This window comes from Terriglobales bacterium (assembly GCA_035561515.1).
Classification (GTDB): domain Bacteria; phylum Acidobacteriota; class Terriglobia; order Terriglobales; family Acidobacteriaceae; genus DATMXP01.
Window position 1 is genome coordinate 19,389 of record DATMXP010000016.1, and the last position, 12,920, is coordinate 32,308.

Genomic DNA, 12,920 nt, shown 5'->3' on the forward strand with positions numbered 1-12,920 from the left:
GCCCCGGGTTCGCGCGCAGCGCTAACCCGGGTCTTTGGCCGTTAACCTGGGCGTTTCACCGCCGCTCACCCTGCTTATTTTGCCGGCTTCCCCGACGCGGTCTGGTCCAGTGCCTTTCGCACCGCCGACACTATCTTCGCCGGCTCTCCCACTCCCCAGAAGTGCAGGAAGAACAGCCTCGGCGTATCGTTCAGCATGTGATTGTGGAGCGCCGTCACCGCAACACCGTTCGAGGTTAGGCTGCTGATCACTTTGTTCACTTCTTCGCCCACCAACACATAATCGCCCGTCGTCGCCACCTGCCCCTGGGCGGCAGGTTCGAAATTGATGGACGTGCTTGTACCCATCGTCGCCGGGACTTCCATTCCCTCTTCCCGGATCTGCTCCGGACGCGCGAACGAAAACTGCAAGACTTCGCCTGCCACCGTGCCTTGCTTCCCCATCGCCTTCTCGATCGCGGCGCGGTCCAACGGCGACTTCGCTCCCGCACTCGCTGCCGGCGCTTCCCTCGGAGTTCCAGTCGCGGCCAGCGCGTTGTGCAGCGCCCTTGCCATCTCCACGGCGTCCCCATGGCCGCCAATGTGGATGTACATCACTCTCGGCGTCTCCCCCACAACGTGATTGTGGATCGCCGAAATCTCAACACCACCGGCTTTCAGCTTCGAGATCACCTGCGGCATCTCGCTTACCGTCACCACCAGGTCTCCCATCAGCATGGCGCGTTTCGGATCACCGCCGAAGGCCGCCCACGATCCCAACGCGAACGCCGGCTGTAACGTCACTCCTTGCAACGTGACCTTCAAGTCCGCCCGCGGCATTCCGAATCGGATCACCCCACCGGCAAGTGGCTTTCCCTGCCTGCCCATAGCCTTTTCGACAGCCGACCAGTCCGCTTGCTGCGAATGCGCACCCAAAGCGCAGCTCAGCGTCAACGCAAGTAATACGGCTCGCATGCGTCACCTCCTACTTAAGGGTGGGATGTTGAATCGATGCGCAGCGAGTCTGAATTATTTCGAGCCGGCCCCGCGGTCTCGGGCTTCTTCTGTGAAATCCGCGTTCATCCGCGTCAAACGATCTTGAATTGTGACGCCCCTACTCGACTTTCTCCGCCAGTTTGGGCTGCGTGATCGACATGTGAGTGTGGATGATCTTCCACTTCCCGCCTGTCTTTTGATAGACCATGGTGGCATTCCAGCGTTCCGTCTTTGAGCCCGCATACGTAGCAAGGATGTACGTCAACACGGCCATATCTCCCGAAACCTGCACCTTCGGATCGACAAACTCGAACCGGTCAAAGTGAAATCCGCCCGCAAAACCTCGGTACAGCTTCGATAATTCGGAAAGGCCGTTCAGGCGCGCGGCTGTGAATGGATCGAAATAGGTTACGTCGTCGCTGGAACTGCTCAGGTATCCTTCAACATCTCCCTTGCACCAACGCTCCATCGCGGCCTTCTCCACCGCAAGAATCTCCTCCGCAGCGCCGGAATCGCTCTTGGTCTCCGCCATCGCAACCGGCACCATCGCTACACACAGCAACGCTAACGTCATCGATAAGGACATTTATGCCTCCATGCGAGAGTATGAATAGACAGGATTTGCCCGGATCACCAGGCACGCGGAGCCTATCAGTTGCGTCGGTTGCTTCGCTAGGACATCGGGGTTCGCTTGTGTGGCGCGGACACTCCTGTCCGCGGCCTTTGACTTTGTAGTTATCCCACCTCACGTCACAGACACAGTTCCTTCGATTCCAGGAAAATGCCTGTCGAGCCGGGCTTTTCGCGGACATGGAGTGTCCGCGCCTCGCAATCCAGCCACACAGTCCAGGGGCACACATCATGGGTTCACCGCTCGACCGCAACTACGCCTACCGGCGCCGGCTCCCTCACTGTCAAAAGCACGGAACGCCAGTCTTCATCACCTTCAGGAAGGCCCTCCCTGGCAGCTTCTCGCGCCCGATGCGCGACGTCATCCTGAACCACTGCCTTCACGATCATCGAAAGAAGTATGTATTGAACGCCGTGGTCGTCATGCCCGATCACGTGCATCTGCTTCTGACGCCCTTGCCGGACAAAGACGGCTGGCCGCTGAGTCTGCCCGCCATCCTGAAATCGCTGAAAGGCACCTCCGCCCGCAGTGTCAACAAACTCGCAGGATCCACCGGGCCCGTATGGCAGGACGAATCTTTCGACCACGTGCTGCGCAGCGACGACAGTCTGACGCAGAAGATCGAGTACATCCGCCAGAACCCCGTCCGCCGAGGCCTGGTCTCCAGCCCAGAAGACTATCCCTGGCTCTGGATCGACCCCGTCTGTACCAGTTTGTGAGTGGCAGCTGTGTGCGAACCTGTGTGGCGCGGACACTCCTGTCCGCGGCCTTTGACTTTGTAGTTATCCCACCTCACGTCACAGACACAGTTCCTTCGATTCCAGGAAAATGCCTGTCGAGCCGGGCTTTTCGCGGACACTCCTGTCCGCGGCCTTTTGCCTTGTGCCATCACTGCCGTTCAGGGCTTACTCATCTCTTCACTGTCTCCAACGGCATCGTGCCGTGCCTCCACCCACGCCACGGTCTCGGCACCAGCATCGGAACCGCTCGCCGGTACTGCGTATACTCCTCGCCAAACTCGGCCTCTAGGTCACGCTCTTCCAGTGTGGCGCCCAGCACAATCCACCCCGTAAACATCACGTTAAGCAGCAGCCGGTCAACTGACAGCACCGGTGTGGCCCACAACGCCACGATGCCAAACGCATAAAACGGATGACGCACGAACCGATACGGCCCCCGAATCGTCAGCGGCATCGCCGGCACCTGTTTGCCGGCGCGGTGCGCCAGGTAGGCCTCGATCCCGAAGGCGTCAAATCTCTTTAAACTTCCGATGCCCCACACGAACCCGGCAAGTGCCAGCACCAGCAGCGCTCCCATCGCAACCCGTCCCGTGCCCCGCAGCACGTATAGGTTCGTGGCCGAGCGTTGCCACAGCAACTCCAGAGTTAGCAGAGCCACGCCCGACGTAATCGTGTACGCCACACCTTGGCAATGTTGCGGCAGGTAGTTGCGCATCGCGTCGCGTACGGAACGTCGGACCAGGATGCTGTGTTGAAGGAAGAACACCAGGCAGAGCCCTGCGTCCCAGGCAAGCAGCGCTTTGTCCGCCACTTGAAGTTCAAGCACCCCCAGGCTGCCGAACCAAAGAAGAACAACGAAGAGAACCAGAGAGCCTGCCCCAAGAATCCACGCGAGCACCACGAGCAACATGGGACACCTCGCGACAGGAATCTTACGCCATGTAGGCGCCCCCTCACCGTCGATCCGACCGCCGTTCCCCATTCGGGAAAACTGATGTCAAGGGGGTCTAACGCCTGCGTTCGCCGCAAATTCTTGATTTCATTCGGAATATATTTTTCAAAACCGTGGCATGGTGGCCCCACCCAAATTGCTATCCTGAATATGTAGGTGGTGAAGACGACAAATTCCGTCTCGCCATCTTTCGCGCTTTTAGCGACAACCGACGATAACGAGAAAGTAAACGCCGAGTGAGCTAACTGCCCGGAAATGAACAGCTTGAGGTGTAAGTCCTTTAGAATCTTTGGTCGAACCCGAAGTCCACACGCAAACCATTGATTCCATTACGTCACGAGAGGGAGGGGGGAGGGGGTAGGTATCCTGCCGGTCAAATCCCGGATATCACGTGCAGGTTACTCATCTGCAAACGGCCAGTTCATTTCTTTGTCCAAACGATATCCTCGTAGTTCCTGCGGTCGATCACCGCGTCTACCTTGCCACGCTCATTGCGCCGGAAGAGTACTCTTCCTTCCACGCCCTTGCGGAAGTACACATCTCCACTCTCCGTAAGCAACTCTTCTTTCGGACGCTCGCCCCGGCGCGAAAAAAGCTTACCGCCCTCCATGGTTACAGTCCGCGTTACTCCCGGAGCCAGCTCATATGTACCCACGTAGTCCCCATAGCGCTCCGGATCCGGCTTCCCTTCCGCGGGGTCTCCGTAGTAACGCAACACCTGCGCCGCAACCATCTGCCAGCGTCCGCCTCGACGCATCCAGGTATCCGTGGCGTGAAAGCGCGCGCCAAGTTTCTGACCGTAGATCGTCAACGCCTCGTCGATGTCATAGCTGAGAATCGCCGTGTCACCTTCGATATGGCTCCTTGCATTCGCCACCTTGATCTTGCCCACGTAGCCCGCGGGCAACGGGCTGAGTTCGCCAATCATCGACGCCTTGTCGTGGAGCCGCCCCTTCTCGTCGAAGTAGATGACGTCTTCCGCCAGGTATTCCTGCCACGGGCCCTTCTGTCCGGGCGCCACGGCATCCATCATCTCCTGCGTGCGCCGTACCAATTCCTCTTGCGTAATCGGATTGGTGCTTCGCGACCCGCAGCCGGCGAGTGCAACGAACATGAGTACGACTGCGAAAAGCGATTTCCCTGCTGCCATCGAAGCCTCCCCGAGAAGGCGCTACTCTATACCAGGCCGGCGCCTATATACCTCCATTCACACCACCATTCAGTGCACCCATACCCGGTTTTCGTGCGCTCTCGCATGTTGGGAGATCAGGTTTTGCGTAACTGATCCCCTTTGTGGCGCCTACACTTGTGCCTAACCTGCACGCCGTGAGAAACTTACGCCGTTTCTGGCACCTACTTCAGCGGAGACACCCAAAAAGAGGACTCTTTTTATGAGTACCCATACAACTACGCCGCCTCCGGCGGTGAGGAAGCACACTCCCTACGTTCCCCCGACGATGCAGATGAGCGAATTCACCATTCGGGCCATCCTGCTCGGTCTTGTCATGACGGTCATTCTTGGCGCCGCCAACATGTATCTCGGATTGCGCGCCGGCATGACCATCGCCGCCACTTATCCTGCCGCCGTCATCGCGATGGCGTTCCTGCGCCTGATGAAAGGCTCCATCCTGGAAGAGAACATGGCGCGTACCGTGGGCTCCATCGGCGAGTCCGTTGCGGCCGGCGCGGTATTTACCATCCCCGCTTTCGTTCTTGCAGGTGTGTGGCCTGAGTTCGACGTCGCCCACGGCTACTGGAAATCGGTGGCCCTGATGGCCGTCGGTGGAACGCTTGGCATTCTGTTCGTCACCCTCCTCCGCCGGGTCATGGTTGAGGATCCGGAGCTTCCTTATCCCGAGTCGGTTGCAGCATCCGAGATTCATAAGGCCGGTCAACAGGGCAGCAAGGCCGCGAAGATCCTGTTCGCCAACATGGGGATCGGCGCCCTGGTCTACTTCCTCGGCACAATCCGTCTGTTCAGCGCCAGCCGTGAGTTTGTATTTCACCTTGGACAATTGGGCGTGAGCGCCCTGAAACTGTCCCGCGCACCGGGTTCGCCGACACTGCAGACCGGCGCCATGACCACGTTCTCCGCACCGGCAATCAGCCCTGCTTACCTCGGCGTCGGTTACATCATCGGGCCGCGCCTCGGTGCACTTAACTTTGCCGGTGGCGTGTTCGCCTGGGGTCTTCTGGTTCCGCTCCTTTCGTACTTCCTCGGCCCGCAGCTTGCGACTTTCATGCCGGCTGGCGCAGGCGAAGAGAGTTGGGCAGCATCGGCCGGAGCCATCTGGTTCCACATCGTCCGCCCCATTGCTGTGGGCGGCATGTTGGTAGGAGCAAGCTTCACCCTCTTCCGGATGCGCAAGAGCCTCGGCCTCGGCATGAAACGCGCCATCGCCGACCTGAAAAAGTCCGCTGCCGGACACAGCGCGGCGGACCGTACCGAGCGCGACCTGAATGCGAAGGTCGTATTCGGCGGACTCGGCGTGGTCTTCCTTTGCATGATCGCCCTTTACATGTTCTTCACCGGTGTGATCGGTGCGGCGACTGTGGCGGCGATCGTGATGATCATCCTCGGATTCTTCTTCGCCGCCGTGTCCGGCAATCTCGTCGGCATGATCGGTTCCTCGAACAATCCAATCTCCGGCCTGACGCTTTGCACATTGATCGTCGCGGCGTTGCTGATGGTGGCCATGGGCCTTCGCGGTCCATCGGGTATTGCGGCGGTGCTGGGTGTCGCGGCTGTGGTTTGCGTCTCTTCGGCGGTGGCTGGCGAAATGCTTCAGGACCTCAAGGTCGGACACATTCTTGGCGGCACGCCAGCTCGCATGCAGATTGGCGACCTGCTCGGAATCGCCGTCAGCAGCCTTGTGCTGTTCTTCCCGTTGATGATTCTCCACAAGGCCTACACCTTCGGAAGCGCGCAACTCTCCGCTCCGCAGGCCGGCTTAATGGCGTCGCTCTCACAAGGTATCGTGGGCGGCAACATGGCATGGCCGTTGGTGATTGTCGGTATCCTGATGGGCTTCGGCCTTATCCTGGTGGAAGTGCGCAGCCCGATGTTGTTCTCGGTCGGCATGTATCTGCCGCTCGAAACGACATTCGCAATCTTCGTCGGTGGCATCTTCCGCTGGATCACCGACAAGCTGCGCAACCGCGCGAACCTCAACGACGCACAGAAGGCGCGCGTTGAAAACGCAGGCGTGCTCACGGCATCCGGTCTCATCGCCGGCGAGGCACTCTGCGGAATCGTGGTCGCAATCTTCGTGGTAATCGGGAAACCGTTGCCGCATATCTTCGACCGCGCTCCGGACATCGCGGCCGTGATCATGCTGGCTTTGATCGCCCTTTTGATGATCCGTCTGCCGCTGGCCAACGCCGGTTCGCCCGACGAGCCTGCTCCGCCGACGGCGATCATGTAATCCTGTTGTTCTTCCCTAAGCCGGTCGTTCGCGACCGGCTTTCCTTTTTGCCTGTGCCGCTCCATGTGATACAAAAATCTTTCATGCCTCGCGCACTTACCCCGGAACAACGCCGTGCGATTGCTGCTCGCGTGAACTACTACCGCGACTTGGGAATTTACGATTTCTACCGTCGCGCCGGGGAAGAAGTCCCCGAGCCTACGCCGGAGCAAATGGCGCACATCGAGCAATCGATGGGGCTCGAGATGGACCAGCGCAATTCCGAGCAAGAGGAGTTTGATCGCGAAATGGCCAAAGCCGTAGTGGAACACTCGGATCCTGTCACGGCGTTGCGCGTCATTCGCGAAGACATCGGCGAATGTACTCGTTGCAAACTGCACGCCCAGGGACGCAAGCAGATCGTCTTCGGCGTCGGGAATCCCACGGCCGACCTGATGTTTGTCGGCGAAGGTCCGGGAGCAGACGAAGACGAGCAGGGCGAACCTTTCGTAGGACGCGCAGGCCAACTGCTGAACAAAATGATCGAGGCGATGGGCCTGCAGCGCGAGCAGGTTTACATCGCCAACGTGGTGAAGTGCCGTCCGCCCGGAAACCGCACGCCGGAGCGAGACGAAACCGAAACCTGCTCGCCGTTCCTGTTCCGCCAGATCGACGTGATCAAGCCCAAGGCGATCGTGGCCCTCGGTGCGGTAGCTGCGAAGAGCCTGCTCGGGCTCAACGACACGATGGCCAATATGCGTGGGCACTGGTACGACTATCGTGGCACCCAGTTACGTGTGACGTATCATCCGGCGTACCTGTTACGCGATCCGCGGCAGAAGGGCGAAGCCTGGAAGGACTTGCAGGAAGTAATGAAGTATCTGGGTCTCGGAGTTCCCAAGAAGTAGCCACAGTTCGCGTCACGGATGACGCAGCGCAACCTCCTGTACAATCGCCAACGATGAGGGTTCGCGCGAAAGCTTCCATAGCGGCAGTTCTCATTCTGCTGATCACGCCGCTCCTCTTCTGCGAACCTGTCTCGCAGCTCAAACCCACGGGTTACGTCAACGACTTTGCCCATGTGCTTGACGCCGGTACCGTCACAAAGATCAATAACCTCGCCCTGGAAGTCGACCGCAAAGCTAACGCGCAGATCGCATTGGTAACGGTGAACACCGTTGATGGCCAAGACATAGAGAGCTATGCGGTCGAACTGTTCCAGAGCTGGGGCGTTGGAACGAAGAAGACCGATCGCGGCGTGCTGATTCTTTATGCCATCAAGGACCGTCGCGCCCGGATCGAAGTAGGCTACGGATTGGAGCCAATCCTCCCCGACGGCAAAGTCGGCGGCTTCCAGCGCGAAGCCATACCGCTGATGCAGCAGGGCCGTTATAGCGATGCGCTGTTGCTCGTCACCAGCAGAGTCGCCGGCGTCATTGCGCAAGACGCTGGAGTGCAACTCACCGGAGCGCTGCCCGTTCCGGCCCGCGCCAATGACTCAGACCAGATCTCGGTCGGTGGCGTAATCCTTATCATCATCCTGATCCTGTTCGCGTTGTTCACGCCATTCGGACGCACGCTGCTTTACCTGTTTCTTTTTTCTGCACTCAGCGGACGAGGTGGAGGCGGCGGATTCGGGGGATTCGGTGGTGGAGGCGGCGGTGGCTTTGGTGGATTTGGCGGTGGCCGTTCCGGCGGTGGAGGCGCAAGCAGTAGCTGGTAAGAATCGAGGACGCTTATGGATCCTGAAAAGAAGATTAAAGAATTCGTCGACCGAGCCCGACAAACGGCCGAGGCAAATCTCGAATGCATCATTCTCTACGGTTCTGCCGCAACCGGTGAATATGACCACGAGTTCTCAGACCTGAACATCTTCTGCGTCCTTCGCGACGTGTCGTTTTCCGCATTGCAGTCGTTCGCCCCGGTGGCAAAGTGGTGGGCCAAGCAGCATCAGCCTGCTCCTCTTGTCATGTCGCGCGCGGAACTGGAGCGCAGCGCTGACGTCTTCACCATTGAATTACTCGACATGCAGCATCATCACCGGTTGCTGTACGGGAACGACGTTCTGCAAGGGCTGCATGTTCCGATGAACCTGCACCGCGTCCAGGTGGAATACGAGTTACGTGAAAAACTGGTGCTATTGCGGAAGGAATTGGTCCTGGCCTCGGACAAAGACAAATCTCTATGGGAGTTGCTGCTGCGTTCCGTCCCTTCGTTTGTCACGCTGTTCCGCCATGCAGCGCTCGCCCTGGGACAGCCGGAACCTAGCGGCAAGCGCGGTTCGGTCGAAGCGCTTTCGAAGCTGGTTGATTTCGACGTATCGGCGGTACTGGAGGTACTCGATGTCCGCGAGCACCGTACCGACCGCGGCAAGGTTAAGGTGGCGGGCCTGGCGCAACGCTACCTCGCTGCCATCGAGCAGGTAACCGCGGCAGTTGATAAAGCTATGGAGTCGGGTACACTGGGCCGTTCATAATACGCGAGTTTCTCAGGAGATCACATGCGTAAGGGCATCATTGCCATTGTCATTATCGTTGTCGTTCTACTGGTCCTGTTCGGCCAGTACGTTGGCGTTCGTAACACGCTCGTCACGAAGAACGAGGCCGTCAAGGCTGCCTGGTCGCAAGTCGATATCGTGCTTCAGCGCCGGGCCGATCTGATTCCCAACCTGGTCGAGACCGTGAAAGGGTTCGCGCAGCAGGAGCAGAAAGTGTTCGGCGACATAGCGGCGGCTCGGTCGAGACTGTTGTCGGCGGGCACGCCACAGGAGCGCATTGCGGCCAACCAACAACTTGATGGCGCCCTCGGGCGACTGCTGGTCGTGGTCGAGAACTACCCGCAACTCAGGTCGAATGAGAATTTCCTCCGCCTGCAGGACGAACTGGCGGGCACCGAGAACCGGATTGCCGTCGAGCGTAAGCGTTACAACGACACGCTTCAGGACTACAACACGTACGTGCAGAGGTTCCCGAACAATATCTATGCCGGGTTTGCCGGATTCAAGATCAACGACGCATACTTTGCCGCCTCGGAAGGGTCGCGGCAGACTCCTAAAGTTGATTTTGGAACGGGAAACACGACTCCTCAATCAACACCGCAGCCCGCACCAGCGCGGTAACCACGCTGGAGACGGAAATCTATGAGTGACGGACGCCGCACTTTTCTCTGGGTTGTGATTGGCGGGGGCGCATTTTTTGTATTCCTTCTCGCCATCTTCTCGCTCGTTTACTACACGGTTCGTAACCAGACGCGCACGGAGGTGGTTCGTGCCGGCAGCGGTGGCAAAATCGCTGTCGTCGATCTTGAGGGCGTGATCATCACGCCAAAACAGACGGTAAAGCAGCTCAAGAAGTTCGCCGACGACAGTTCGGTGAAGGCCATCATTCTGCACGTGAACTCGCCGGGCGGAGGAGTAGCGGCCTCCGAGGAGATTTACCGCGAGGTCCGGCGCATCCGGGACGACAAGAAGAAAGAGATTGTCGCCTCGATCGAGACGGTCGGAGCGAGTGGCGCCTACTACATCGCAGCAGGTACGAAAAAGATCTATGCCAACAATGGGTCGATCGTGGGCTCTATCGGCGTGATCATGGAATGGGTGAATTATCAGGACCTGCTGAAGTGGGCCAAGATGAAGAACGTGGTCATCAAGACCGGTGAGTTCAAGGACACCGGCAATCCTGCCCGCGAGTTGACCCCGGCCGAACAGCAATACCTCCAGGGACTTGCCCAGAACATGCTTGGGCAGTTCATCAGTTCCGTTGCCGACGGCCGCAAAATGAAGCAGGAAGACATCAAGGCCATCGCCGACGGCAAAGTCTGGACCGGCGAAGAAGCCAAGAACCTGAAACTGGTGGACGAAATCGGCGATTTTGAAGCGGTCGTGCAGGCTACGGCAAAGGATGTTGGGATCAAAGGAGATCCTACTCTGGTCCGTGCCGAGAAGGAGAAACGAAACCTGATGGATCTCCTGTTCGGGGATGTTTCGGAGATTTGGCCCGATCCGGGCAAACTGCTCCAGCAGCACCCCGGTTTTTACTATCTCTGGAAGTAAACGAAAAAATTTGTCCCGCAGCAGGGGATCAGGTATAACTATCTGAGAAATCAGCCCCTTAGCTTGGGCCCAAGGTACAGACAGCGCCACTGTCAACTTTGAAGCGCGAGAGAGCGAAATGACCAAGGCCGATCTGATCGAAGAAGTATCGCGGCTAGCCGACTTGACTCGGAAAGACAGCGAAACCATTGTCGAGACGATATTTGAGAGTATCGTCAACTCCTTACGTGCAGGGGACAAGATCGAGATCCGCGGCTTTGGCAGCTTCCGCACGCGCCAGCGCAAGCCTCGCGTGGGACGCAATCCCAAGACGGGCGACCGAGTGGATGTTCCCGCCAAGAAAATTCCGTTCTTCAAGCCCAGCAAAGAACTTAAGGACGTGGTGAACACCGGCGAGATTACGCCGGAAGCCGCGGCGGCGAACGGCGACGGAATCTAAAGAACTCGTAAGTAGACAGGGACGCGGGCCGTGCGCCCGCGTTTCGCTTTTCTAATCAATCAGCAGCCAGTAGTAACGAATTCGGCCACCTGCTTTACGAGTTTTCCCGGCTCAGCTCGCGACGAAAGAAACAATCGTCTCTGGGAAACGTTGTAGTGATCGCTCATGTCGATATAGAGATCAAGTTTCCCGTCCCCATCCAGATCGCCTGCCCAGATCAGCCGCCAATCGGGTTCGTTGGCGCCGTTCGGGACCGTGAACAGTTCTTGGCGCTCCGCTCCATGGATGAGCACAGCGGCCGACCCATCGGTGATCTGCTTCTCTTTCGACTTAGGATTCGTAACTTCGATGCGGTAGTCGGTGCCGTTCAGAGAGACTGGCTCGACACTGCCATTCGCGAGTGACACATCCATTCTGGACGTAATGACTTTTTGGGTCAGCAGGTCGTCCAAACCTCGGACAAGGAAAAGCGGCACGTTGTAAGTTGTCGCGGTGAAGATTCGGCCGGTGGTCTGGCCTTCGTCGTCAACCATCTCGTCACGACTGGATTCGACGCGGACTACCACCCTTTGCCAGAAGTGACCTCCCGGGTTGGCGTAAAGACCAAGCCAGAGTTCGCCATCTTCCACGTGAATCGACTCGACGTCGGCCCCGTGAAACTCACCGGGTTCGATCACAGCAATTTCGCTCGTAAAGGACACGGAAGCGAAGAGCAGGGTCCAGGCGAAGACAAGGAGTCGTCGCATGCGGAGAGTTTAGTCCAGAGTAGCTGAAATAACTCAGCGAATTCCGATGGCGGCCATCATGCGGCCCGTATAGCCGTGCTCAGCCCGATGCGAGAACAGCAGGTCGGTGCGGCACGATGCGCACAGGTCGCTGATCCAGATGTTCTTTTCCGGCACTCCGGCATCAAGCAGTTGCCGGCGATTGGCCTCGATCAGGTCGAGGTGCGCCTTCATGGCCGGAGCGCCATGCCCCGGAGCCCGCTGGTTGAGGAACAGCAGCGGGTACTTGATGTGCAAAGCGTTGGAGTCGAACACTTCCTCGAACAGAGCGTCGGAATACGCGAACTGCGCCGAGAACTTGTCGCGGAAACTTTCGTCGACTTCGTAGCAGCAGCGGTGGATGCCGGGACCAATGGCCGCTGATATGTCCTTCGGCTGCGAGCCAAACTTCAGATGCATCTCCCCGACACCCTTCTCGACGATGCGCGCCAGGGTCCCGCGCCATCCGGCGTGGAAGGCACCCACAGCCTTCTTCTTTTTGTCGGCGAGCAGCACGGGGATGCAGTCGGCCGTTCGGACCGTCAGCACCACTCCACGCAAGTCCGTAATCACGCCGTCGCCAACCAGCGGTTCTTTGGGAACCTGCTGGACATGGTGAATCACAGCGGAATGCACCTGCCGGGTCGTGACCAGCGGCCACGTGTCACGGCCCTTGATGGCGTTGATGGCACGCAAGAAGATGCGCCGGTTTTCCTGAACGTTCGCGCGGGTGTCGGCTTCGGTGATGCCGAGGTTGAGCGACTCGCCGCCGTAGGCGTCCGAGACTCCACCGTTGCGGGTACTGAACCCGTGTACCACGAACTCCAATTGCTTGAGGTTCTCTGCCTGGAGTACCTCCGGGCGCGGAGCCCTTACGCGGACCGGCTTAATCTTGGTAACCTGTTGACCCACAAGTCGATTGTAACAATCACCTATTGATTGCCGCCTGAGTCGGGCCTCAGATA

At 58.6% G+C, this 12,920-nt stretch carries 14 protein-coding genes; 8 read left to right on the forward strand and 6 right to left on the reverse strand.

Going from position 1 to position 12,920, the window contains the following annotated elements; all coding sequences use genetic code 11:
* Window positions 1-74: 74 nt before the first annotated feature.
* Window positions 75-953 carry a DUF1259 domain-containing protein gene (locus VN577_06390; GenBank protein HWR14436.1) on the reverse strand — a complete coding sequence of 293 codons (879 nt, stop codon included), beginning with the start codon at window positions 951-953 and terminating at the stop codon, window positions 75-77.
* 139 nt (window positions 954-1,092) lie between these two features.
* Window positions 1,093-1,560, reverse strand: coding sequence for a DUF4440 domain-containing protein (locus VN577_06395; protein ID HWR14437.1), 468 nt, complete (start codon window positions 1,558-1,560; stop codon window positions 1,093-1,095).
* A gap of 275 nt (window positions 1,561-1,835) precedes the next feature.
* On the opposite strand from VN577_06395, the gene VN577_06400 reads away from it, so the two are divergent.
* The gene (locus VN577_06400; protein HWR14438.1) at window positions 1,836-2,324 is read left to right on the forward strand and encodes a transposase; all 489 of its coding nucleotides are present in this window, start codon (window positions 1,836-1,838) and stop codon (window positions 2,322-2,324) included.
* A gap of 190 nt (window positions 2,325-2,514) precedes the next feature.
* Here the strand turns inward: VN577_06400 and VN577_06405 are convergent, their stop codons facing one another.
* Window positions 2,515-3,255 (reverse strand): isoprenylcysteine carboxylmethyltransferase family protein, encoded by a 741-nt coding sequence (locus VN577_06405; protein ID HWR14439.1) that lies wholly within the window; start codon window positions 3,253-3,255, stop codon window positions 2,515-2,517.
* Between the two features lie 463 nt (window positions 3,256-3,718).
* On the reverse strand, window positions 3,719-4,447 hold the full coding sequence (locus tag VN577_06410) for a DUF4440 domain-containing protein (protein HWR14440.1): 729 nt from the start codon (window positions 4,445-4,447) through the stop codon (window positions 3,719-3,721).
* A gap of 241 nt (window positions 4,448-4,688) precedes the next feature.
* On the opposite strand from VN577_06410, the gene VN577_06415 reads away from it, so the two are divergent.
* The 7 genes from VN577_06415 (at window position 4,689) to VN577_06445 (ending at window position 11,191) form a co-directional block, all read left to right on the forward strand.
* The gene (locus VN577_06415) at window positions 4,689-6,722 is read left to right on the forward strand and encodes an oligopeptide transporter, OPT family (protein HWR14441.1); all 2,034 of its coding nucleotides are present in this window, start codon (window positions 4,689-4,691) and stop codon (window positions 6,720-6,722) included.
* 83 nt (window positions 6,723-6,805) lie between these two features.
* Window positions 6,806-7,609 (forward strand): uracil-DNA glycosylase, encoded by an 804-nt coding sequence (locus VN577_06420; protein ID HWR14442.1) that lies wholly within the window; start codon window positions 6,806-6,808, stop codon window positions 7,607-7,609.
* 53 nt (window positions 7,610-7,662) lie between these two features.
* Entirely contained in the window at window positions 7,663-8,424 is a 762-nt protein-coding gene (locus VN577_06425) for a TPM domain-containing protein (GenBank protein ID HWR14443.1), read from the forward strand.
* A gap of 15 nt (window positions 8,425-8,439) precedes the next feature.
* Window positions 8,440-9,177: a hypothetical protein gene (locus VN577_06430; protein ID HWR14444.1), complete on the forward strand. Its 738-nt coding sequence runs from the start codon at window positions 8,440-8,442 to the stop codon at window positions 9,175-9,177.
* Window positions 9,178-9,201: 24 nt separating this feature from the next.
* Window positions 9,202-9,819 (forward strand): LemA family protein, encoded by a 618-nt coding sequence (locus VN577_06435; GenBank protein HWR14445.1) that lies wholly within the window; start codon window positions 9,202-9,204, stop codon window positions 9,817-9,819.
* Between the two features lie 21 nt (window positions 9,820-9,840).
* The gene (sppA, locus tag VN577_06440; protein ID HWR14446.1) at window positions 9,841-10,752 is read left to right on the forward strand and encodes a signal peptide peptidase SppA; all 912 of its coding nucleotides are present in this window, start codon (window positions 9,841-9,843) and stop codon (window positions 10,750-10,752) included.
* Window positions 10,753-10,870: 118 nt separating this feature from the next.
* Window positions 10,871-11,191 carry an HU family DNA-binding protein gene (locus VN577_06445; protein HWR14447.1) on the forward strand — a complete coding sequence of 107 codons (321 nt, stop codon included), beginning with the start codon at window positions 10,871-10,873 and terminating at the stop codon, window positions 11,189-11,191.
* Between the two features lie 59 nt (window positions 11,192-11,250).
* Here the strand turns inward: VN577_06445 and VN577_06450 are convergent, their stop codons facing one another.
* Window positions 11,251-11,937 carry a hypothetical protein gene (locus tag VN577_06450; protein HWR14448.1) on the reverse strand — a complete coding sequence of 229 codons (687 nt, stop codon included), beginning with the start codon at window positions 11,935-11,937 and terminating at the stop codon, window positions 11,251-11,253.
* Window positions 11,938-11,970: 33 nt separating this feature from the next.
* Complete coding sequence (gene pgeF / locus VN577_06455) at window positions 11,971-12,867, reverse strand: peptidoglycan editing factor PgeF (protein ID HWR14449.1); 897 nt, start codon at window positions 12,865-12,867, stop codon at window positions 11,971-11,973.
* Window positions 12,868-12,920 lie beyond the last annotated feature (53 nt).

Coding starts and splice junctions, on each gene's coding strand:
- VN577_06390 (HWR14436.1), bottom strand. CDS start 953: ATGCGAGCCGTATTACTTGCGTTGACGCTGAGCTGCGCTTTGGGTGCG.
- VN577_06395 (HWR14437.1), bottom strand. CDS start 1,560: ATGTCCTTATCGATGACGTTAGCGTTGCTGTGTGTAGCGATGGTGCCG.
- VN577_06400 (HWR14438.1), top strand. CDS start 1,836: ATGGGTTCACCGCTCGACCGCAACTACGCCTACCGGCGCCGGCTCCCT.
- VN577_06405 (HWR14439.1), bottom strand. CDS start 3,255: ATGTTGCTCGTGGTGCTCGCGTGGATTCTTGGGGCAGGCTCTCTGGTT.
- VN577_06410 (HWR14440.1), bottom strand. CDS start 4,447: ATGGCAGCAGGGAAATCGCTTTTCGCAGTCGTACTCATGTTCGTTGCA.
- VN577_06415 (HWR14441.1), top strand. CDS start 4,689: ATGAGTACCCATACAACTACGCCGCCTCCGGCGGTGAGGAAGCACACT.
- VN577_06420 (HWR14442.1), top strand. CDS start 6,806: ATGCCTCGCGCACTTACCCCGGAACAACGCCGTGCGATTGCTGCTCGC.
- VN577_06425 (HWR14443.1), top strand. CDS start 7,663: ATGAGGGTTCGCGCGAAAGCTTCCATAGCGGCAGTTCTCATTCTGCTG.
- VN577_06430 (HWR14444.1), top strand. CDS start 8,440: ATGGATCCTGAAAAGAAGATTAAAGAATTCGTCGACCGAGCCCGACAA.
- VN577_06435 (HWR14445.1), top strand. CDS start 9,202: ATGCGTAAGGGCATCATTGCCATTGTCATTATCGTTGTCGTTCTACTG.
- sppA (HWR14446.1), top strand. CDS start 9,841: ATGAGTGACGGACGCCGCACTTTTCTCTGGGTTGTGATTGGCGGGGGC.
- VN577_06445 (HWR14447.1), top strand. CDS start 10,871: ATGACCAAGGCCGATCTGATCGAAGAAGTATCGCGGCTAGCCGACTTG.
- VN577_06450 (HWR14448.1), bottom strand. CDS start 11,937: ATGCGACGACTCCTTGTCTTCGCCTGGACCCTGCTCTTCGCTTCCGTG.